This window comes from Paenibacillus sp. GCM10023250 (assembly GCF_042653205.1).
Classification (GTDB): Bacteria; Bacillota; Bacilli; order Paenibacillales; family Paenibacillaceae; genus Paenibacillus_Z.
In genome coordinates this window covers 1-19,021 of record NZ_JBHSHY010000002.1, presented here as the reverse complement: position 1 = coordinate 19,021, position 19,021 = coordinate 1, and the positions used below count along the sequence as shown (strand labels likewise).

The 19,021-nt window shown below is 62.4% G+C and carries 19 protein-coding genes; 1 reads left to right on the top strand and 18 read right to left on the bottom strand.

Annotated features, from left to right (window positions below; all coding sequences use genetic code 11):
- Nucleotides 1-48 precede the first annotated feature (48 nt).
- From era to ACFPB1_RS02900, 16 genes are all read right to left on the bottom strand, one after another.
- Nucleotides 49-975 carry a GTPase Era gene (era, locus tag ACFPB1_RS02975; RefSeq protein WP_379221755.1) on the bottom strand — a complete coding sequence of 309 codons (927 nt, stop codon included), beginning with the start codon at nucleotides 973-975 and terminating at the stop codon, nucleotides 49-51.
- A 41-nt stretch (nucleotides 976-1,016) separates the two neighbouring features.
- Nucleotides 1,017-1,454, bottom strand: coding sequence for a cytidine deaminase (gene cdd / locus ACFPB1_RS02970; protein ID WP_379221753.1), 438 nt, complete (start codon nucleotides 1,452-1,454; stop codon nucleotides 1,017-1,019).
- A 21-nt stretch (nucleotides 1,455-1,475) separates the two neighbouring features.
- Complete coding sequence (locus ACFPB1_RS02965; protein ID WP_379221751.1) at nucleotides 1,476-1,826, bottom strand: diacylglycerol kinase family protein; 351 nt, start codon at nucleotides 1,824-1,826, stop codon at nucleotides 1,476-1,478.
- Nucleotide 1,827: 1 nt separating this feature from the next.
- A complete protein-coding gene (gene ybeY / locus ACFPB1_RS02960) occupies nucleotides 1,828-2,325 on the bottom strand; it encodes an rRNA maturation RNase YbeY (RefSeq protein ID WP_379221748.1) in 498 nt (165 codons plus the stop codon).
- A complete protein-coding gene (locus ACFPB1_RS02955) occupies nucleotides 2,322-4,568 on the bottom strand; it encodes an HD family phosphohydrolase (protein ID WP_379221746.1) in 2,247 nt (748 codons plus the stop codon). The genes ybeY and ACFPB1_RS02955 overlap by 4 nt, the downstream gene beginning before the upstream one ends.
- A gap of 369 nt (nucleotides 4,569-4,937) precedes the next feature.
- Nucleotides 4,938-5,912, bottom strand: coding sequence for a PhoH family protein (locus tag ACFPB1_RS02950; RefSeq protein ID WP_379221744.1), 975 nt, complete (start codon nucleotides 5,910-5,912; stop codon nucleotides 4,938-4,940).
- 6 nt (nucleotides 5,913-5,918) lie between these two features.
- Nucleotides 5,919-7,112 carry a sporulation protein YqfD gene (yqfD, locus tag ACFPB1_RS02945; protein WP_379221741.1) on the bottom strand — a complete coding sequence of 398 codons (1,194 nt, stop codon included), beginning with the start codon at nucleotides 7,110-7,112 and terminating at the stop codon, nucleotides 5,919-5,921.
- A 12-nt stretch (nucleotides 7,113-7,124) separates the two neighbouring features.
- Nucleotides 7,125-7,403 carry a sporulation protein YqfC gene (gene yqfC, locus ACFPB1_RS02940; RefSeq protein WP_379221739.1) on the bottom strand — a complete coding sequence of 93 codons (279 nt, stop codon included), beginning with the start codon at nucleotides 7,401-7,403 and terminating at the stop codon, nucleotides 7,125-7,127.
- 144 nt (nucleotides 7,404-7,547) lie between these two features.
- The gene (locus ACFPB1_RS02935; RefSeq protein ID WP_379221737.1) at nucleotides 7,548-8,126 is read right to left on the bottom strand and encodes a hypothetical protein; all 579 of its coding nucleotides are present in this window, start codon (nucleotides 8,124-8,126) and stop codon (nucleotides 7,548-7,550) included.
- A gap of 46 nt (nucleotides 8,127-8,172) precedes the next feature.
- The gene (floA, locus tag ACFPB1_RS02930; RefSeq protein WP_090638482.1) at nucleotides 8,173-9,159 is read right to left on the bottom strand and encodes a flotillin-like protein FloA; all 987 of its coding nucleotides are present in this window, start codon (nucleotides 9,157-9,159) and stop codon (nucleotides 8,173-8,175) included.
- 15 nt (nucleotides 9,160-9,174) lie between these two features.
- Nucleotides 9,175-10,548 (bottom strand): NfeD family protein, encoded by a 1,374-nt coding sequence (locus ACFPB1_RS02925; protein ID WP_379221734.1) that lies wholly within the window; start codon nucleotides 10,546-10,548, stop codon nucleotides 9,175-9,177.
- An 80-nt stretch (nucleotides 10,549-10,628) separates the two neighbouring features.
- Nucleotides 10,629-11,978, bottom strand: coding sequence for an MATE family efflux transporter (locus ACFPB1_RS02920; protein WP_379221732.1), 1,350 nt, complete (start codon nucleotides 11,976-11,978; stop codon nucleotides 10,629-10,631).
- Nucleotides 11,979-12,112: 134 nt separating this feature from the next.
- Nucleotides 12,113-12,556 (bottom strand): GatB/YqeY domain-containing protein, encoded by a 444-nt coding sequence (locus tag ACFPB1_RS02915; protein WP_379221730.1) that lies wholly within the window; start codon nucleotides 12,554-12,556, stop codon nucleotides 12,113-12,115.
- A gap of 15 nt (nucleotides 12,557-12,571) precedes the next feature.
- Nucleotides 12,572-12,745: a 30S ribosomal protein S21 gene (rpsU, locus tag ACFPB1_RS02910; protein WP_090573672.1), complete on the bottom strand. Its 174-nt coding sequence runs from the start codon at nucleotides 12,743-12,745 to the stop codon at nucleotides 12,572-12,574.
- A gap of 116 nt (nucleotides 12,746-12,861) precedes the next feature.
- Nucleotides 12,862-13,200, bottom strand: coding sequence for a histidine triad nucleotide-binding protein (locus ACFPB1_RS02905; RefSeq protein ID WP_379221728.1), 339 nt, complete (start codon nucleotides 13,198-13,200; stop codon nucleotides 12,862-12,864).
- A gap of 145 nt (nucleotides 13,201-13,345) precedes the next feature.
- Nucleotides 13,346-13,846: a hypothetical protein gene (locus tag ACFPB1_RS02900; RefSeq protein WP_379221726.1), complete on the bottom strand. Its 501-nt coding sequence runs from the start codon at nucleotides 13,844-13,846 to the stop codon at nucleotides 13,346-13,348.
- Between the two features lie 290 nt (nucleotides 13,847-14,136).
- Between ACFPB1_RS02900 and ACFPB1_RS02895 the strand changes: the two genes are divergently transcribed.
- Nucleotides 14,137-15,459, top strand: coding sequence for an FAD-dependent oxidoreductase (locus ACFPB1_RS02895; protein WP_379221724.1), 1,323 nt, complete (start codon nucleotides 14,137-14,139; stop codon nucleotides 15,457-15,459).
- A gap of 220 nt (nucleotides 15,460-15,679) precedes the next feature.
- On the opposite strand, the gene ACFPB1_RS02890 is transcribed toward ACFPB1_RS02895, so the two are convergent.
- Together ACFPB1_RS02890 and ACFPB1_RS02885 are read right to left on the bottom strand one after the other, a co-directional pair.
- Nucleotides 15,680-16,288, bottom strand: a complete 609-nt coding sequence (locus tag ACFPB1_RS02890) for a hypothetical protein (RefSeq protein ID WP_379221722.1) — start codon at nucleotides 16,286-16,288, stop codon at nucleotides 15,680-15,682.
- Nucleotides 16,289-16,414: 126 nt separating this feature from the next.
- Nucleotides 16,415-19,021, bottom strand: a 2,607-nt coding sequence (locus ACFPB1_RS02885) for an SbcC/MukB-like Walker B domain-containing protein (RefSeq protein WP_379221720.1), incomplete at its 5' end; no start/stop codon positions are given.

The window sequence follows — 19,021 nt, the reverse complement described above, 5'->3', positions numbered from 1 at the left end:
GTAGCCCTTATCCCAGCCAAATTATTGCTTGTCCGGCGGCGGCCGGCGTCAATCGTTGCGGAAGCCGAGGTCCTTCAGAACCCGGTCCTGGTTGCGCCAATCCTTCTTCACCTTGACCCACAGCTCCAGAAACACGCGGGAGCCGAGCAGCGTCTCGATATCGCGCCGCGCTTCTTTGCCGACCTGCTTCAGCAGCGCGCCCTGCTTGCCGATCACGATGCCCTTCTGCGAGTCGCGCTCGACGAAGATCACCGCGCCGATATAGACGACGCCGTTGTCCTGCACGCGCATGTCTTCGATGGTGACGGCGATGGAGTGCGGCACTTCTTCCCGGGTGAGGTGCAGAATCTTCTCGCGGATGAGCTCGGCGCAGACGAATTGCTCCGGATGGTCCGTCACCTGATCCGCCGGGTAATACTGCGGGCCTTCCGGCAAATAATCGCCGAGCACCTTCAGCAGCGTGTTGACGTTGTTGCCTTGCAGCGCGGAGATCGGAATGACTTCGGCGAAATCGTACAGCTCTTTATATTGCACGATGAGCGGCAGCAGCGCGTCCGGCTCGATCTTGTCGATTTTGTTCATGACGAGGAACACCGGCGTCTTGACTTTCTTCATCGCTTCGATGATGAAGCGGTCGCCTCCGCCCAATCCCTCGGAGACGTCGATCAGGAAGAGCGCCGCGTCCACTTCGCCGAGTGTGCCGATGGCCGACTTCACCATGAAATCCCCCAGCTTCGAGGTAGGCTTATGGATGCCCGGCGTATCGAGGAACACGATCTGCGAATGGTCCGTCGTGTACACGCCGTGGATCTTGTTGCGCGTCGTCTGCGGCTTGTCCGACATGATCGCGATTTTCTGACCGATGACTTCGTTGATCAGCGTCGACTTGCCGACGTTCGGACGTCCGACGATCGCGACGAAGCCGGAGCGATATTTATCTTTGGATCCTTTGGACCCGGTCGTAGTTGCATTCATAGGTGGTCTAATGTCCCCTTCCAGGCATTACGCTAGCTGTCTTATACATCTTCCAGCTGCTTCGACGAGAATGCGCCGGGCAGCAGTTCGTCCACGGTCAGTATGTTCCAGTCGCCCTTCGTATTGCCCATGATAACGGGCATGTCGGGCGCGCAAAGCTCCACGAGCACCTGGCGGCAGACGCCGCACGGCGTAATCGGCAGATCGGTGTCCCCGACGACGGCGATGGCCTGAAAGCTCTTCGCCGCACGGCCGTCCGCGATCGCCCGGAAGAGCGCGGTCCGTTCGGCGCAGTTCGTCGGGCTGTACGCCGCGTTCTCGACGTTGCAGCCGAGGTGGACGCCGCCCTCCGCGTCGAGCAGCGCCGCACCGACTTGAAACCTCGAATACGGCACGTACGCGTTGCGCTTCGCTTCGATCGCTTGCTCCATCAGCTGCCGATACTGCTCCGGCAGCGGTTGTTTGGTGATATCGGACATGGCGGTCCTTCCTTTCTCTTGTTAAGGCACGATATGCGGGCCGAACACAATCAGGCCGACGATGAGCGCCATGACCGCGGTCACGAGCACCGCGCCCGCGGCCGCGTCCTTGGCGGCCTTCGCGAGCGGATGCGGATCCGGGCTGACCAGGTCGACGACGCGCTCGACGGCCGTGTTCAGCAGCTCCGCCGCCAGCACCGCGCCCTGCGCGATGACGATCGCCAGCCATTCCGGCCGCGATAGCCCCGCCAGCCAGCCGGCGGCATTGACCAAGGCGACCGCGGCGAGATGGAGGCGCATGTTCGCTTCCGTCCGGACGGCAGCGCGGACACCGGCCCACGCGTAGGCGACGCTGCGGAGGAACCGCCGCATCTTAGCGGGTCAGGCCTGCCTGCTGCAGCACCGCTTCCTGCTTTCCGGTCATGACGGCTTCGCTCTCCTCGTCCTGATGGTCGTAGCCGATCAGATGCAGAAATCCGTGCACGAACAGAAAACCCAGCTCCCGCTCCAGCGAATGGTCGTACTCTTCGCTCTGCAGCTTGGCGCGTTCCGCGGAAATGATGATGTCGCCGAGCATGCCGTCGTACGGAATCGGATCGCTCTCGTCGTCCACTTCGTAAATAATGTCCAATTCTTCGTCCGTTTCTTCCTGCATCGCGAAGGACAGAACGTCCGTCGGACGGTCGATGTTGCGGTATTCCTTGTTCAATTGGTGGATTTGCTCGTCGTCGACGAACGAAAGGGCCACTTCCCCTTCCGTTATGCCTTCCGCTTCTCCCGCGAGCTGCAGCAGCCGCTCTAGCACGCCGACGAACGCTTCGGAGATGACCACCTTGTCTTGATCGTTGCTCCAGTCCAACTGCAAATTCATGCCAGCCGCTCCTTTGGTTTCGCGTCTTCCGGATATTCGATGCGCGAATGAAAAATGCCCACGATGGTTTCTTTCAACGTCTGCGCGATTTTCTCAAGTTCTTTCAGCGTCAGGTCGCATTCGTTGAATTGATCGTCGTCGAGACGCCCTTTGATAATCTTGTGAATCATCGATTCCACCTGCTCCATGGTCGGGCTGCGCATGCTGCGTACCGCCGCCTCGACGCTGTCGGCGATGCCCACGATGGCGGCTTCCTTCGACTGCGCTTTCGGACCAGGGTAGCGGAAATCCTCCTCGGTGAAATCGGGCTCGACGCCAGCCTCTTCCGCCAATTTGAGCGCCTTATGGTAGAAAAACTTCAAGAACGTCGTGCCGTGATGCTGCTCCGCGATGTCGCGGATCGGCTTCGGCAGCTTGTGGTTCTTCAGCATCTCCACCCCGTCGCGCGCATGCGCGATGATAATGGATTTGCTAAGCTTCGGATCGATGGAATCGTGCGGATTCTCATAGTTTGTCTGATTCTCGATAAAATAACTGGGCCGCTTCGTTTTCCCGATATCGTGATAAAACGAGCCGACGCGGCACAAGAGGCCGTTCGCGCCGATCGCTTCCGCCGCCGCTTCGGACAGATTGCCCACCATGACGCTGTGATGATACGTGCCCGGCGTTTCGGTCAGCAGCTTGCGCAGCAGCGGGTGGTTCGGGTTTGACAGCTCGACCAGCTTCAGCGCCGACAGAATGCCGAACGTCACCTCAAAGAACGGCATGAGGCCAACCACGAGAATCGCCGTCAGCAGCCCGCTCGCGAACGCAAAGGCCACGGTCATGATAAGATCGGTCTTGGCCGGCAGCTCGCCGAGCAGAATGATCGCGAGCGCCGAAGCCGACCCGAACAGGCTGGCCATGATGCCGGCCTTGAGAATCGTCGACCGCTGGCTCGCCCGGTGGATGGCGAAGATCGCCGCGAACGAGACGACCGCCGTCGTAAAGCCGTAATCGAAATCGAAAATCCGGCCGGAGTCGTTATTGAAAATGATGCTGCCCATGATTGCGAACACGAACGAGCTCACGACCGCCAGCTGCACGTCGAGCAGCAGCACGATCAGCATCGCGCCCATCGCCGTCGGTGCCAAATACCCAACATACGGCATCGCCGCCGTCTGGGTCAGCTCCACGATATGCATTGCCAGAATGTTTAGCAGATAGATCAGCAGCAGCATGCACAGCTGCGCGTTCGTGTATCCCGTCCGCGTGCCGCCGCTCAAATTCGACGCCTTCTCCAGATAACCGTAGATGACGATCAGAAACAGCGCCGAGAACAGCAGCAGGCCGAGCTGCGGCCAATAGTTTTTCTTCGTCTGCAGCAAGCCGAACGAGGCGAGCCGGTCGTACATCTCCTTGTTGATTACGTCGCCTTTATGAACGAGGACGTCGCCCTGCTTGATGACGACCGGCGGCGTGTTCTCCTTGGCCGCCACGCGGGCGTCGTTCGTCGCCTGCTTGTCGAGGAATTTGTTCGGCATGATCGCGTAGCGCGCCAGCTCCTGCACGATCTCCCTTGACTTGCGCTCGCTGAGCGAGCTGGCGTTGACGAGCTCCGCGACCTTCGTGCGGGCCGTCTCCGCCTCCCGCAGCGAATCGCCCATCAGTTTATGGACGATCGAGACCGCCACGACCTGCATCTCGTTCAGCTGCGTCGGCGTCAGCTGCGGCATTTTGTAAAACGTCTCTTCCGGGATGCGGTACGCCTGCTCCTTGACGACGTTCGCCATTTCTTCCAGCAGCGAGTCGTTATAGGTGCCGTTCCCTTTGTTCGTCCGGACGAACTGGTCGACGTAGTCGATGTACATCTGCGGAATCTCGCTGCGGTAGATCGCCACTTTGTTCTCGAGCGAGACTTGATCGTCCTGATTCAGCTGTTCCATCCGGGCGAACACTTGCTCCAACAGCGTTTCGTTGCGGAGCGCGACGATGGAATAGATCGGTTCCACCTGTTCGGCCGCCAGCTCCTGCGCCTGCAGCGTCGCTTTCTCGTCCTTGATTTCCATCGGTGCTTCGATATCGCGGTCGCTCGCCTTGTTCAGCTCGATGTGATATGTCTTCGGAAGCAGATGCGGCGCCAGACTGAAATAAAAAAGCAGCACGAAGAGCAGCAGCAGCACCCAGCGAACGGCACCGCTGTTCTTCCATTTGCTCCAATCGAACGACTTCGCTTCCTCTTGAACGGTCTGCTGATTATCCATCGTTGCTATCCTCCTAGAGCGTGCATCCCTCAAAATCCCCCGAACCTCGCGGGACCTCCAGGGACTGCGTCCCTTGGACCCTATCTCAACCCTGCGTGCAGTATGATGCGAATTCCAAGCGCGTCTCGGAGCCCGGCCTCCCGCTTAACACGGGAAAACGCAGGCCTTGCCGGCCCTTCAAACCCGATAAGGCTTGCCGTCCGGCGGCTTGAAGAGATTTTATACCTTCCGGCTGTCCGAACACAAGCCCATTAAACGAATTTCATCTTTCCCGGCCTCCGCTTCGCGCGCGGGGGCCGAGCGGGCGAGCCCGCCGGAAAAAAGAACGAGCAAAGCGCGTGCGAACGCTTTGCCGTTCAAGCCGTATGCTTATTCGTCCCGATTCTCCGCGTCCAAATTGTAAGCGGTAATGATTTTTTGCACCAGCGAGTGCCGGACCACGTCCTGTTCGCCGAAGACGATGAAGCCGATTTCCGGGATGTCCCGCAGGATCCGCTGCGCCTCGATGAGGCCGGAGCGCTTGCCCCGCGGCAGGTCGATCTGGGTGACGTCGCCGGTGACGACCATCTTGGAGCCGAAGCCGAGCCGCGTCAGGAACATCTTCATCTGCTCCGGCGTCGTGTTCTGCGCCTCATCCAGGATGATAAATGAGTCCTCGAGCGTTCGTCCGCGCATGTACGCGAGCGGCGCGACTTCGATCAGGCCGCGCTCGAACGCTTTCGTCGTCTGATCGGGACCCAGCACGTCGTGCAGCGCGTCGTAGAGCGGCCGCAGATACGGATCGACCTTCTCCTGCAGATCGCCCGGCAGGAAGCCGAGATTCTCGCCCGCTTCCACGGCGGGGCGGGTCAGGACGATCCGTTTGACCGAGCCTTCCTTGAGCGCCGCGACGGCCAGCACGACGGCCAGGTACGTTTTGCCCGTCCCGGCTGGTCCGATGCCGAAGACAATATCCATTTTTTTGATCGTTTTGACGTAAGTCCGCTGGCCGATCGTCTTGACGCGAATCGGCTTGCCGCGGAACGTCGTCGTGATTTCCGCCTTAAACAGGTCGAGCAGCTGGTCGGCCTGCAGCGTGCGGGACAAGTCGAGTGCGTACGCGATATCCCGCTCCGACGGCGAGTACCCGCCTCGGACGAGCTGCTGGAGCACCGTGTACAATTGCTCAAGCGATTCGACCTCGTCGGCCGGGCCGGAGATCGCGATCTCCGCCTCGCGCGACATGATGTCGGAGGACGACTGCTGCTGCACGAGCCGCAAATATTTATCCTGCGGGCCGAACAGCGCCAGCCCTTCCGCCGCGTTCGCGAGCGGAATTTTGACTACCTTGAATTCATTCGGCAAACATTCTCAGTCCCCTTGCATTTGAACTAAAGGTCTCTCTTTCACGATCGACTGGTCCACTTCGAAAAACACTTTCAAATAAACTTTACCATTGTCCGTCTTTTCATGCAAAATGTTTTCCGCGAGAATCTGCGCGCCAGGCCCGACTTTGGCCAGCAAATCGGCCTTCGCCTGCTCGATGCCCTCCGCTCTGGCCTGCTCGGCGCTCACCGTCTGCTGCTGCATCTTGACCTCCAGAATCGTCTCCTTCATTCGCCCGAACGGCAGCTTCAGCGTCCGCCACGCCGCCCGGTCCTCCTCCGTCACGCGCTCGTACATGGCGTACGGGATTTTGCCGAAGCCGCTGACCTGAAGGCCCCGGCCGCCCGCGACGCCGTACCAGATCACTTTCTTGTTGCCCGTGTATACTTTCGTCGTCCGCGTCAGCGGCGATACGATGTCGTATTCGTGCCAGACGAGCCCCTTCACCTCGCCCTTGGCCACGACCGCCTTGCCGTTCGCCGCGTCGCCGAGCAGGCCCGAGATCAGAATATCGCCCTGCTTGACCTTCATATTCGGCCGGACCATCGGGTTTCCGGTCTCCGCCATCACTTTCGTGACGACCGCGTCCGTGGAGGCGACGAGATGGCGGGGATTGAGCAGGGGCTTGGGTTCCGGCGTGGCCGATTCCACGATCCGGATCGTCACGTGCGTGCCTCTCTTCTCCACGCCGATCCAGGCCGCTCCCGGCAGCTTCTGCGCCAGATGGCGCGATAGGACGGACGAGTCCTCCAGCCGGAACGACCATTGGAATGGATACAACCCCTCCGCCTTGGCCGCTTGCAGGATTTGCTCGTCCGACAGCTTGTCGTTGCCCTGCACGTCGATCGACCAGACGAGCGAGGAGAGCAAGTACATCCCGACAAAGAACAGGACGAGCCCCGCCGCAAAAAAAACGCGCTTCCGCATCCGCTGCAGCCAGAACGGCATGCCGAGCCGCTCTTGGACATGCACCCGGCAGCCTGTCCGCTTCAGCAGCGGCCGCAGCCGGAAATAATCGCCCAGGACGACGAAGCAGCCCAGCTCGCCTTCCTTCGTGCGGCGAATGGACCACAGCCGCAGCCCATCCGCGAGCGCTTCGTTCACGAGCCGCTCCAGCTCCCGGCCGCGTATGGTGACCGCGACGAAGCCCCGCAGCCATTGCATCCATGTCGCATCCATCCGTATGCCCCCTTATTCTCGGACCTCGATATTTTTTATGATGCCTTCCACGAATACTTCTTCCGTCCAAATGGTGCGAATGACCAGGTCGCTCCCGGTCACTTCGAGTTCGCCTTTGCTCAGGGCCAGTCGCAGCTTGTCGCTGGAGAAATGCAGGACGCCGCGATGGTTCTCAATATACAGCTGCCGGTCGCCGATCATCGTGAGACGGGGCAAATCCAAAACGACGTCCTGCGGCAGGTCCAGCAAATCGGCAGCCATTTTTCGAAGTTTGCGATTGATGCGGCGCATCCTGGCAGAGGCCCCCTTCCCGTACTGTACCAAACTATGCGGGAAGGACTGGAAATATGAGAACGCCGGGGCCGCTCCCGCGGCAGACGCGCAAATTAAAAAAGCACCCGTTCCGAAAGGAACGGATGCTTGCGGCAATGCCGCTTACTTCTGCTTGAGCGGCCGCTTCGATCTGGGCGGTCCAAGCACCTCGGACATGACGAACGCCTGACGGAGGTCTTGGCCGCGCGGCGCGCGGAACGCCGCACTGCCCGTCTGCGGACGAGCGGATGCCGGAACCGGCGCGCTTTCGGACGGCTTCGGGAACGCCCCGGAGGCGCGCTCCGCTTCGAGCGCGCGCGCCAGCAGCGTGCCGCCGGTAAGCTCGGCGCTGACCGACTCCTCGCTAACGCTTGCGCCGGACGGATTCATCCGCGACGTATACACCGACCCGCCCAGCGGACCGGCCGTTTCCGGCGGCGGTGCAGCCGCGCTCGCTGGCTCACCGCCTTCCTGCCGCGGCATCGCCTGCTGCTGCGCGCTTCGGGCTTCCGGCCGCTGCGGCGGGCGGCCGGCAAGCGGCCGGGGCAGCGGACGTCCGGCGGAGCCTCCGCCGAAGGGCGGCATCCGGTTGCTGCCGGAACCTTGCTTGCCGCGCGCCTTGTTCAGCAGCGACAGCACGATGCCCGCGATGATGATGACGACGTAAATATTCGAGAACAGCAGCTTCAGCAGCTCTTCCATGCGGTCACCTCCCCGTTCGGATCAACCGGCAAGCGGCCGCCGGCCATTACCGCTCATCCTTCTCGGTCCCGTCTTTGCCGATCGAATTCCGCATGCTCGTATCGGCTTCGATATTTTTGAAGTTCATGTAATCCAGCACGCCGATTTTGCCGGACTTGAGCGCCTCGGACATGGCGAGCGGCACTTGGGACTCTGCTTCCACGACGAGCGCGCGCATCTCGACGACGCGGGCTTTCATTTCCTGCTCCTGCGCGACGGCCATGGCGCGGCGCTCTTCCGCCTTCGCCTGAGCGATCCGTTTGTCGGCTTCCGCCTGCTCCGTCTGCAGATGGGCGCCGATGTTTTTGCCGACGTCGACGTCCGCGATGTCGATGGACAGAATCTCGAACGCCGTGCCCGCGTCGAGCCCTTTGCCAAGCACCGTGCGGGAAATGAGATCCGGATTTTCAAGGACGTCCTTGTGCGACTCGGAGGAGCCGACCGTTGTGACAATGCCTTCGCCGACGCGGGCGATGATCGTTTCTTCGCCGGCGCCGCCGACGAGCCGGTCGATGTTCGCGCGCACGGTGACGCGGGCCTTAACCTTTACTTCGATGCCGTTCTTCGCGACCGCGGCGACGATCGGCGTCTCGATGACGCGCGGGTTGACGCTCATCTGCACGGCCTGCAGCACGTCGCGTCCCGCCAGGTCGATAGCGGCGGCGCGCTCGAATTCCAGCTCGATGTTGGCGCGCTGCGCCGCGATCAGCGAATTGACGACCCGGTCGACGTTGCCGCCGGCCAGGAAGTGGCTTTCCAGCTGATTGATCGTGAGGCCGAGCCCGGCCTTGGTCGCCTTGATCAGCGGATTGACGATGCGGCTCGGGACGACGCGGCGCAGCCGCATGGCGACAAGCGTAATAATGCCGACGCGAACGCCGGACGCGAGCGCGGAAATCCACAGCATGATCGGGAAGAAGCTTAAAAATACGGAAATAGCGATTACGGCAAGCACGACGATGATGATGATCGTTACGGTCGGATCAAGCGTCACTGAAATCCCTCCAAATTATTCATTCTCGCCTTTCGGCCTTACAACGACGCGGGTGCCCTCGACTTTGACGACGACCACTTCCGAATGCGGCGCGACGAACTCGCCGGACGTTACCACGTCGACGCGCTCGTCGCCGAAGCGCGCCGTGCCGGCCGGCCGCAGTGGCGTCAACGCGACGCCGCTGCGGCCGAGATAGTCCGCTTTGTTCGCTGAGGAAGAATACCCCTTGTCGGTCGTGAGCTGGTCCCGCAGGATGAATTTGTTCCACACGCCCTGATGCGCGAAGCGCCTCGCGACCAAGTAAACGATGACGGCCGCGGCGACGAGCGCGACGACGAGCGAGAGCAGCGCGGACTTGGGACTCGGCGAAGCAAGCAGGACGCCCGCGACGAGCGCGGAGGACCCGAGAATGCCGAGGATGCCGAAGCTCGGCAGGAAGAACTCCGAGACGAGCAGCAAGAGACCCGCGATGAACAGCGCGACGTCCTCGAAGCCGGCGAACCCCGTCACGTAATGGCCGAAGAAGTAAAGCACGAACGCCAGCGCGCCGATAACCCCGGGCACCCCGAAGCCGGGCACCAGGAATTCGACGGCGATGCCGGCGATGCCGATGATCAGCAGAATCGTCATGACGGCGGGATGCGTCAGGAAATCGCCGATCTTCTCCAGCACGCTCGCTTCATAATGGACCACGTTCGGCTGATCCAGCTTCAAGCCGTCGATCGCCGCTTGCTCCGTCTCCGCCGTATACTCGGCATAGCCGGCCTTGACCGCTTCCTGGGCGGTCAGCGCCAGCACCTCGCCCTTCTCCTTCGTGCGCCCTAGCTCCTTCAGCTCGACCGTCAGTGACGGATTGACCATGGCCGCGGCGATGTCGGGGTTGCGCCCGTTCAATTCCGCCGCGGACTTCATCGTCTCCGTCCAAAACGACACCGTCTTCGGATTGTCGACGAGCGTTCCGGTTTCGTCCACGACGGCCGCCGCGCCGATGGTGCTGCCCGGCTGCATGACGATCTGCTTCGCGTTCAGCGCGATGTACGTGCCGGCCGATACGGCCTTGCCCTGCACGTAGGCGGCCGTAGGCACCTTGCTTTCGCGGACCAGCTCCCCGATGTCAAGCGCGCTGTCGACCCGCCCGCCGAGCGTGTCGAGCACGAGCAGCACCCGGCTCGCTTTCGCCTCCTCGGCTTCCTTATAAGCCCGTTTCAAATGCTGGTACAGCCCGGTTTCCACCGACCGGTCTGCTTTGACAACGTAAACCGTCGAGCCGACGGAATCGCCGGCGGCCGCGGCTTTCGGCACTGCGGCCGCCGTTCCCGCGAGCACGAATCCGAGCAGCACGGCGACGGACAGCAGCCACCTGGAGTTCCAACGCTGGACTTTCCGCACACTAGCCCCTCCTTTGTACGCCTATCGCACGACGCAACCTACTCCTCTAGTACGGATGCGGCCCCGACATGTTTCAACCCTTACGCATGCGCGGCTTCTTTCAGCCGGACCGCAGTCCAGTCCGTCCGGTAGAACCGGACCATGACCGACAAGCCGAATACCATCAGGAACGTGTACAGCGCCAGCCAGGCGCCCATGCTCCCCCAATGGAAGACGAAGATGAACAGGTAGGCGAGCGGCACGAACAGAAACCAGCTGACGATGAACGAAACCCGCAGCAAAAACGTCGTGTCGCCGATGCCGCGCAGCCCGCCCGCGTAGAAGTTCAGCAGGCCGTCGAAGATTTGCAGGTACGCGGACGCCTTGATCAAGTAAGCGGCGAGCTGGTACACCTCGGCGTCGTTCGTATACAGATGCGTAATATGCTCGGCGAAAATAAATTCCCCCGTTCCGAGCAGCACGAGGAACGTGCCGCCCAATATCGCCGTGTCCGTGCCGACGCGCCGGCCGAGCAGCGGCGTCCCTTTGCCCACGAACTGCCCGACGAGGATCGTCGCGGTCGAGCCGAACGCGAAGGCCGGCATGAAGCCAAAGGACATAATGCTGAGCGCCACTTCGTTGGCCGCCAGCGCCTGGTCGCCGAGCCGCGCGACGAACGCCGTGAAGATATACATCGAGAGGCTGAGCGAAAATTCCTGCATGCCGAGCTTGCCGCTCTCCTGCGCGATCAGCTTCATTTCGACCCACTTGAACGTCAAGGTCAAGTAACGCCGGGTCTGAAACTTCTTGTTCAGCACGAAGAAGAAGATGAACGCGCAAATAAGCGTCTGAGCGCTTTCGCCGATTAGTATGGCGTACCCCGCGCCCTTTAACCCGAGCTCCGGCAGGCCGAGCTTGCCGTACGTCAGCAGGTACGTGAGGACGAGGATCGGCACGTTCGCCATCAACGAGACGATCATGGACATTTTGGTCGCCCCGATGCCGCGCAAAAAGCCGTGAAACGCGAAATTGACGATGCCAAAGGACATGGCGTAAAACCGCAGCTCCAGATAGAAGGTGCCCGTGTGCACGAGCTCCGACGAGCCGCCGGTCCACCGCAGCACGTCGTCGGCGCCGACCAGGCCGACCAGCGCGATCAGCAGTGCGAACGTCAGACACATGTACATCGCGATGTAGGTCCGCTGAATGCCCCGCTTCATGTCGCCCGCCCCGTAATTTTGCGCGACGAGATAATTGACGGTGTGCCCGATGCCGGAGAACAAGGCGAACGCATTGTACATAATGATGTTGGATACGCCGACGATCGCGATGATGAGCGAGCCGAGCTGCCCGACGATGATCAGATTGATGGTGCCGACGACGGTAGCGCTTGCAAAGGAAACCAAGGATGGAATGGCGAGCAGTAAAATGTCTTTCCAATTTCGCAGCATGGACGCGGAGCCTCGTTTCGGTAGGTTAGCCCTAATTGTCGCCCACCCGAAGTCGCCGTGTCAATAGGGGCCGGGCCGGCGGCAGCACGAAAAAACACTCCCCCGAAGGAGGAGTGTTTGGCTGTCAGCCTATGTTATTGCAGAAATTGCTGCACAAATGTGTTTACTAGTTTACCATCAGCACGCCCTTTGACTTTCGGCATAAGAGCGCTCATGACTTTCCCCATCTCGGCTTTCGAAGAAGCACCGGTTTCCTGGATGGTCTGCTGAACAATCAACTTGATCTCTTCTTCGGTCAGCTGCTGAGGCAGGTATTCACTAATAATTTCAATTTCTGCTGCGACGCCTTTCGCAAGCTCGTCGCGGCCGGCTTTTTCAAATTCTTGGAGGGAATCTTTACGTTGTTTGATCTCACGACTTAAGATATCAAGCACTTCGGCGTCTTCAAGCGGACGTTTCAGCTCGATCTCCTGATTCTTGATGGATGCGCGGAGCATCCGAATCGTCGTGAGCTTGAATTTGTCCTGGCTCTTCATCGCCTGCTTCATATCGTCGTTCAATCGTTCGCTAAGGTTCATCGTGGAAGGATCCTCCTAAAACTTTCTCTTGCGCGCAGCCTCGGACTTCAACTTACGCTTGACACTAGGCTTCTCATAATGCTTGCGTTTCTTCACCTCGGCCAATACGCCATCCTTTGCGATGGTACGTTTGAAGCGGCGGAGTGCAGCATCGATCGTCTCGTTTTTGCGAACTTTTGTTTCAGACACCAGTTTTCCCTCCCTCCGAATCAGACCGTCCAAGAAAGTTAACACGGTTCATCAAATTTAATTATAGTTGATAACGAAAGGCAGTGTCAACTTGAACGGACAAGCTATTTTTTTACCTAATTGAGGCCCTTCAGCTTCGTCCCGCCGAGCAGGTGAAGATGCAGATGATACACGACTTGTCCGCCGTCGCCGTTCACGTTGTTGACGAGACGGTAGCCGGATTCCGCGATGCCGAGCTCCCCCGCGATCTGCCGGGCGGCCGCGAACAGCTCCGCCATCAGCGCGTCGTCCTCGGACGTCACGTCGTTCATCGTCGGGATATGCTTCTTCGGGATGATGAGGATATGTACGGGCGCCGCGGGCTGAATGTCGCGGAAAGCCACGACGCGGTCGCTTTCGAACACTTTGTTGGACGGAATGCTGCCCTCAATGATGCCGCAAAAAATGCAATCCATGCTTAAAGCTCCTTTCCCGCCGATATCGGTGCTACCTGCTATCCATCATATCGAAAAAAAGTAAGCAAGTCCAATGCGAGGAACCAGCGTCCGGTCGTTGAACGCTGGTTCGTGCGGACGGGGCGGCAGCGAAGGCCGCCAAGGCTTAATAATACGGCAGCAGCGACAGGCCGACGAGCGCCGCGAGCGGGAATACCTGCCGGTAGAAACGGCGTCGGGGGAAGAACGGATACGGGTACAGCGGCGGGAAAAACGGTCCTGGGAAAAACGCGCGGTCCATGCCGCCGCAATGGGGCACCGCCAGGCAGACGACTTCGTCGTCGATATGCTCGATGAAGCCGTCGCAGCACCAGCCGTCGTGCGTATGCGCGAGCACGTAGCGGTGCATGTGCTCGTGGCACCAATGCTTCATTTCATGCTTATGGACGTGATGCGTGCTCGGCTTTGGCGTCCCGATCGGCGCCGTCGGCGTCTTCGACGGCGGGGCCGGGATCGTTCCGGTCGACTTTTTGCCGGTCGCGCCTTTGGATGCCTTCCCCAGCTGGAAGGCGGCGATTCCCTTCGACGACGGTTTGCTCGCCGGGGCAATCGTCGCGCCTTTCGAGGACGGCTTGCCGACCGGGGACGTTGTCACTTTCTTCTCCATCTCTTCACATGACCTCCTTCAATCTATTACCATGATATTCGCCCGTGGGCAAATGGCGCCTATGGGCGGGCAAAATGGGCGTTTATCCCGAGTGCGGATCGATGCCGATTCGATGGGAATATCAGCCGAAAACGAGATAGATCGGCCATCTTGCCGCGCGTATAATGGAAAAAGCAAGAGCGCGCGGCGACGCAGCGCTCCAAGGAGACAGGCCGAGCCGGGGGGCTTCGGGGGGCTTCGGGCCGCTTAGGCCGGCTTGGCCGTCGATTCGTTGGGAGGAGGCAAGCAGCATGAGAGTGGCGATTATCGGAGGCGGACTCGCCGGATTGACGGCGGCCGCGTACCTATCAGTCCAGCCGGACGTCGAAGGCGTGTTGTTCGAGAGGAGCCCGCAGCTGGGCGGACGCGCGTTTACCTACGAGAAGGCCGGGTTCACGCTCAATTACGGCGCGCACGCCGTCTACGGCCTCGACCGTCACACCCTCACCGTGATGGAGCGGGAGCTGCATCTGCGCTTCGGGAGCAAGCAGGTCGACAAGCGGAAGGTCATGTACGAGAAAGGCGAGCGGCTGACGCCGGCGCCGCTCGATTTCATCAACCTGGTCAAGACGGATATTTTGAGCGCGATGCAGAAGGTTCGGTTCGTCGGGGAGATCACGGCGATCATCGCGAACATCCACCAGTTGAAGCATTACGCGACGCTCGGGGATTACCTGCGGGAATCCGGCGCGGGCGAGGACGTCAAGGAATTATGGGAGCATCTGGTGTGCAGCAACTTCTTCATCACGCCTGAGGACGCGCGCCGCGTGCCTGGTCCCGTCATCGCCGACTATTACCATAACCTGTTCCTGTCCCAGCGTCCGGTCAATTACGTGCTCGGCAGCTGGGCTGTCATCACCGATCAGCTGCGGGACAAGATCAGCCTGTCCACGCGCTGGACGATCGCCCTGCAGGAAGGCGTCGACGGCATCCGGTACGAGCACGGCCGATACGTCTTGACGACGAAATCGCGCGAGGAAGCATTCGACCGCGTCGTCTTCGCGATGCCGGTCCAGCAGGTCGTCAAGCTGCTGCGCGGCACGCCGTGGGAACCGTTCCTCGAGCCGTACGAGCGCAATACCGCCACGGAAGCGATGGTCTACGACGTCGGTCTGCATCAGGTCATCGCCCGGCCGTTCAGCTATATCAGCGACATGAACCATAAGCTGTTCATCTCGGACGTGTCCGCGACGGATCATACCCTCGTGCCGGAGGGCGGGCAGCTGCTGCAGGGCATCGCCTACCTCAGCGACGAGCGAAGCGGCGGCGAAGCTGACCGGAAAGCTTACCTCGAGGAGCGGACGGCACAGATGGAAGCGCTGTTCGACCGCCACTATCCGGGCTGGCGGGACGCCGTTGCCGTCAAGCGCGTCTCGAAGAAGGCGATGGTGCAGAGCGTCAAAAACGTCGCGGGCAACAAGCTGTTGCCGATACGGATCGAAAGCATGCCGTTTTATTTTTGCGGGGACGGCTGCGAGGGCAAAGGCGAGCTGGCGGAACGCGCCTTCTCGAGCGGCCGTCTGGCCGCCGGACGGCTCATCGGCGAGTTGGAAAAGCTGCAAGCCAGGGTTTGACGGATCGGTAGTCCGGAGTGGGCTCGGAAGGACGATCGAATTGCATCGAGCAGCGATCGAGTTGATCGAGTTGCATCGAGCAGTGATCGAGTTGCATCTAGAAGGGATCGAGTCGCATCTCGAAGCGATCTAGATGCTGCGAGAAGCATACATGCAAAAGACCGGCCGCGTTCCTAGGCAAAAGGAACCGTGGCCGGTCTTATTATTCATCTCGATTCATTCAACCCTTGTACGCGAGGTCCGCGGGTTTGTTCATTTCCGTCAGCACGCTGCCGGCGACGGACAGCCAGCTGGCGTCGACCAGAATGGCAAGCGACTGCTCCTTGTTGATCGTCTCGTGCTGGAAGGCCGACAGCTCCTGCCGGCAGGCGTTGAATACATGAAGCAATTCATTCAAGTATGCCTGCTCCCCTGAAGTGAGCGGCCCCTCGTGATTGCCGATCGCTTGCAGCGACGCGAGCGATTGATCCAGGAACTCATCCGCGCCGCGCCGCGCCGCAAACTTCCTGCCGTTCGCGTCTTCGGCCGCCCGGATGAAGTCCGCCGCGGACGAAGCTTGCCGGTAGGCGGCCAGCAGCTTGCTCTTCGCCAGCATGCGGCCCGCGATGTCTCCCTTCGCGAGCAGGTCGCCTGTATCGGCGGCGGCTTCGTCGAAGAACGCTTTCGCGCCGTTGCCGGAGCGAATGACCGCCGCGCCGCGGTCTTCCTTGGACGTCTGGTCGTTCTGAATGAGTTTGGAATATAAGAACACGTTGCCGATTAAGCTGACGGTCAGCAATAACAGCACGATCGGCGTGAAAATCGGCCGTTTGGCCTGCTGCTCTTCCACAAGACTGCCCCCTACGCACGCAAGTTCCGCCAGTTAGACCTATAATGGCTCCCCTGGCATTCTCTCCCTACGTTAGCGGTTTCCCGCACAGAAAGCAACCGGACGCGCCCAACGTTAACAGTTCCGTCACATCGTCTCCAGCTCGACCGTGCTCCCCCGGCCGAACGGCTCCGGCGGGGTGACGATCAGCCGCCGCGGCAGCCTTGCCCGCAGCTCCGGCACGTGGCTGATAACGCCGACCGCGAGCGTCTCGTGGTGCAGCTTCTCGAGCGCGGTGATGACCGTGTCCAGCAGCTCGGGATCCAGCGTGCCGAAGCCCTCGTCCAGGAAGAAAAACTGAAGCGGATACTTGCCCCGCAGCTGGATTTGGCCCGACAGCGCGAGCGCAAGCGCAAGCGACGCGAGGAACGTCTCCCCGCCGGAGAGCGTCGATACCGGACGCCGGATGCCGCCCGCGGCATCGTCGCGGATGACGAAGCCGCCGCCGGAATCGACCTCAAGCGCGTAACGGCGCTTGGTCAGGAAGCCCAGCCGCTCCGAAGCGGCCCGGCACACCTGCACCAGCTGCTCCTCGGCGACGTATTCCACGAACGCATTGCCGCGGAAGACGGTCTGCAGCGATTTCAGCCGATTCGTCAGCCGCTCCATGTCCGAGCGCTTCTCCTCCAGCGCGAGCCATCGTTCCTGCTTGCCGCGCAGCGACTCCAGATCCCGTTCCGCCTTCGCGGCCTCCTGCAGGCCAAGCTCGCTTGCCGCGCGCCGCGAAGCGAGCTCCGCGGCGGATGTCTCCCATTCCTCTTCCGTCAGTGTGCGGCCGCCGAGCTGCTCGCGCAGCAGGGACGCCTGTGCCGCTAGCTGCCGCTCTTCTTCCCGGTGCTTCGCCACGAGGTCCGCGATCGCAGCCTGCCGATCCAGCATCGGCCTGAGGGCGTTGACCTCCTCCTCGCTCTCGAACGGCGACCGCTCCAAGGCGGCCGTCCGCTCGGCGTCGGCTTCGCGCCGGCGCTCCTCCGCGGCGCGTTCGGCTTCCATGGCCCCGGTCCGCTGCTCAGCCGCCTGCTGCAGCTCCCGCTGCGCGTCTTCGTGACGCCGCGAGCGCTCGGCGGTCCGGGTCCGCAGCTCGGCGAGCTCCCGCTCCGCCTCGCGAAGCAACGAAGCGGCCGGCTGTCCGCCCGTGATGGCAGCCAAATGCTGCCGCTTCTCGTCCAGCTGCTCACGCCGGGCATGAAGCGACGCTTCCAGCCCGACGGCTTCCAGCTCGGCTTCGTTGGCGAGCTTCTCGCTCTCATCCTTCGTCCGCGTCGTCTCCTCAATGTACGTGACGCTGCGGTCCAGACGGCCGCGCAGCTCGTCCGCGGCGGCTTCCCGCCGGTCGAGCGCGTTCAGCGCCGCTTCCGCCGTATCCGGGTTCAGCTCCGGCCCGAGCTCGGCCGTCCACTCCGCGAGCTCGCGCTCCAGCGCTTGCCGGCACTGCGCTTCATGCGCCCGCGCGCGGTCGGCCAGCGCTTCCTGCGTCGCGCAGGCCGCCGCGCTCTGCTCGAGCCGGCGCTCCGTCTCCGCGCAGCGGGCGCGCGCGGCGGCCGCGGCCTTCTCGCCGGCCGCGAGCCGCTGGCCGGCGGCGGCCGTCAGTTCGCGGACCGCGTCCAGCGCCCGCGCGCAGCGGTCCAGCGCTTCCGCCGGCGCCATTTCAAGCCCGGCCGGCGCGAGCGCGGCGAGCGATTCCGCCTGCGCCGCGACCGCCGCTTCCGCCGCGGCCGCCACCTCCCGGCGGAGCCTCTCCGCGGCACCGAGCGCGGCCGCGGCTCCGGCGTCCTGCCCGGAGGCGGCATCCTGTCCGGAAGCCGCATCAGCCGCTTGGCCGGAACCGTGTGCGGCGCCGAATTCCCGCTCGGCACCGGACGTCGCCGCTCCCGCGTTCGCTTCCTCGAAGCGGCTAGCTTCGAGTGTCTCCAGCAGCCGCTCCGCGGCGGCTTCCGCCCGCGCCTGCAGCGGCGAGAGCTCGAGCTGCAGCCGCTGGCAGCGGACGTTCAGCTCCTCCCAGCCGCGAAGCAGCGCGTCCGCGCGTTCCTCCGCCGCGAACGGCGCGCGGTGCCGCGCATGATGCTCGCGCGACCCGCAGACGGGACATGCATCGCCGTCCCGCAAATCCGCAGCCAGCTGCGCGGCGAGCTCCAGGCGCGCCTGCTCGCGCTGCGCCTCCCGCGCGCGTTCCGCCCATATCGGAATCGCGGCCGCGGCTTCCCGCAGCTTGCCGGCCGCGTGCGCCAGCACGCCGCCGGCCGGCAGCAGCTCGGCCGCCTGCGCGGCCAGCGCCTCGCGCGCCGCCCGATGCTCGGCCCGGGCCGCCTCCCGGGCTGCCTGCGCCTGCGCCAGACGCCCGGCGGCCGCGTCCAGCTCCGCCCGCGACGCTTCCGCCTGCGCGGCCAGCTGGCCGTGCTGCTGCAGCCGCTTCGTCAGGCGCGCGCGCCTCTCGCGGTCCGCGGCGGTCAGCTCCGCTGCCTTCAGCTCGGCGCGCAGCTCCGCCTGCTTGGCCGCCGCGCGGCCAAGCATTTCCTGCGCCTTCGCGGCCTGCTCGCCGTAGGCGCGCCGGCGCTCCGCGGCATCGCGGGCACGCGCCTCGCCGGCCGCGACGCCCGCCGCCAGCTCGGCGGCTTCGCCCTCGAGCCGCTGCGCGCCGGCGAGCTGGTCGAGCCGCAGCGCCAGACGCGGCTCGCCGGCCGCAGCCTTGGCGGC

Excerpts from the sequence above, each read along its gene's own strand:
- yqfD (WP_379221741.1), bottom strand. The coding sequence starts at position 7,112 with ATGGATGCGACATGGATGCAATGGCTGCGGGGCTTCGTCGCGGTCACC.
- ACFPB1_RS02920 (WP_379221732.1), bottom strand. The coding sequence starts at position 11,978 with ATGCTGCGAAATTGGAAAGACATTTTACTGCTCGCCATTCCATCCTTG.
- cdd (WP_379221753.1), bottom strand. The coding sequence starts at position 1,454 with ATGTCCGATATCACCAAACAACCGCTGCCGGAGCAGTATCGGCAGCTG.
- ACFPB1_RS02900 (WP_379221726.1), bottom strand. The coding sequence starts at position 13,846 with ATGGAGAAGAAAGTGACAACGTCCCCGGTCGGCAAGCCGTCCTCGAAA.
- ACFPB1_RS02955 (WP_379221746.1), bottom strand. The coding sequence starts at position 4,568 with ATGGATAATCAGCAGACCGTTCAAGAGGAAGCGAAGTCGTTCGATTGG.
- ACFPB1_RS02905 (WP_379221728.1), bottom strand. The coding sequence starts at position 13,200 with ATGGATTGCATTTTTTGCGGCATCATTGAGGGCAGCATTCCGTCCAAC.
- era (WP_379221755.1), bottom strand. The coding sequence starts at position 975 with ATGAATGCAACTACGACCGGGTCCAAAGGATCCAAAGATAAATATCGC.
- ybeY (WP_379221748.1), bottom strand. The coding sequence starts at position 2,325 with ATGAATTTGCAGTTGGACTGGAGCAACGATCAAGACAAGGTGGTCATC.
- ACFPB1_RS02965 (WP_379221751.1), bottom strand. The coding sequence starts at position 1,826 with ATGCGGCGGTTCCTCCGCAGCGTCGCCTACGCGTGGGCCGGTGTCCGC.
- ACFPB1_RS02915 (WP_379221730.1), bottom strand. The coding sequence starts at position 12,556 with ATGAACCTTAGCGAACGATTGAACGACGATATGAAGCAGGCGATGAAG.
- yqfC (WP_379221739.1), bottom strand. The coding sequence starts at position 7,403 with ATGCGCCGCATCAATCGCAAACTTCGAAAAATGGCTGCCGATTTGCTG.
- ACFPB1_RS02895 (WP_379221724.1), top strand. The coding sequence starts at position 14,137 with ATGAGAGTGGCGATTATCGGAGGCGGACTCGCCGGATTGACGGCGGCC.
- ACFPB1_RS02935 (WP_379221737.1), bottom strand. The coding sequence starts at position 8,126 with ATGGAAGAGCTGCTGAAGCTGCTGTTCTCGAATATTTACGTCGTCATC.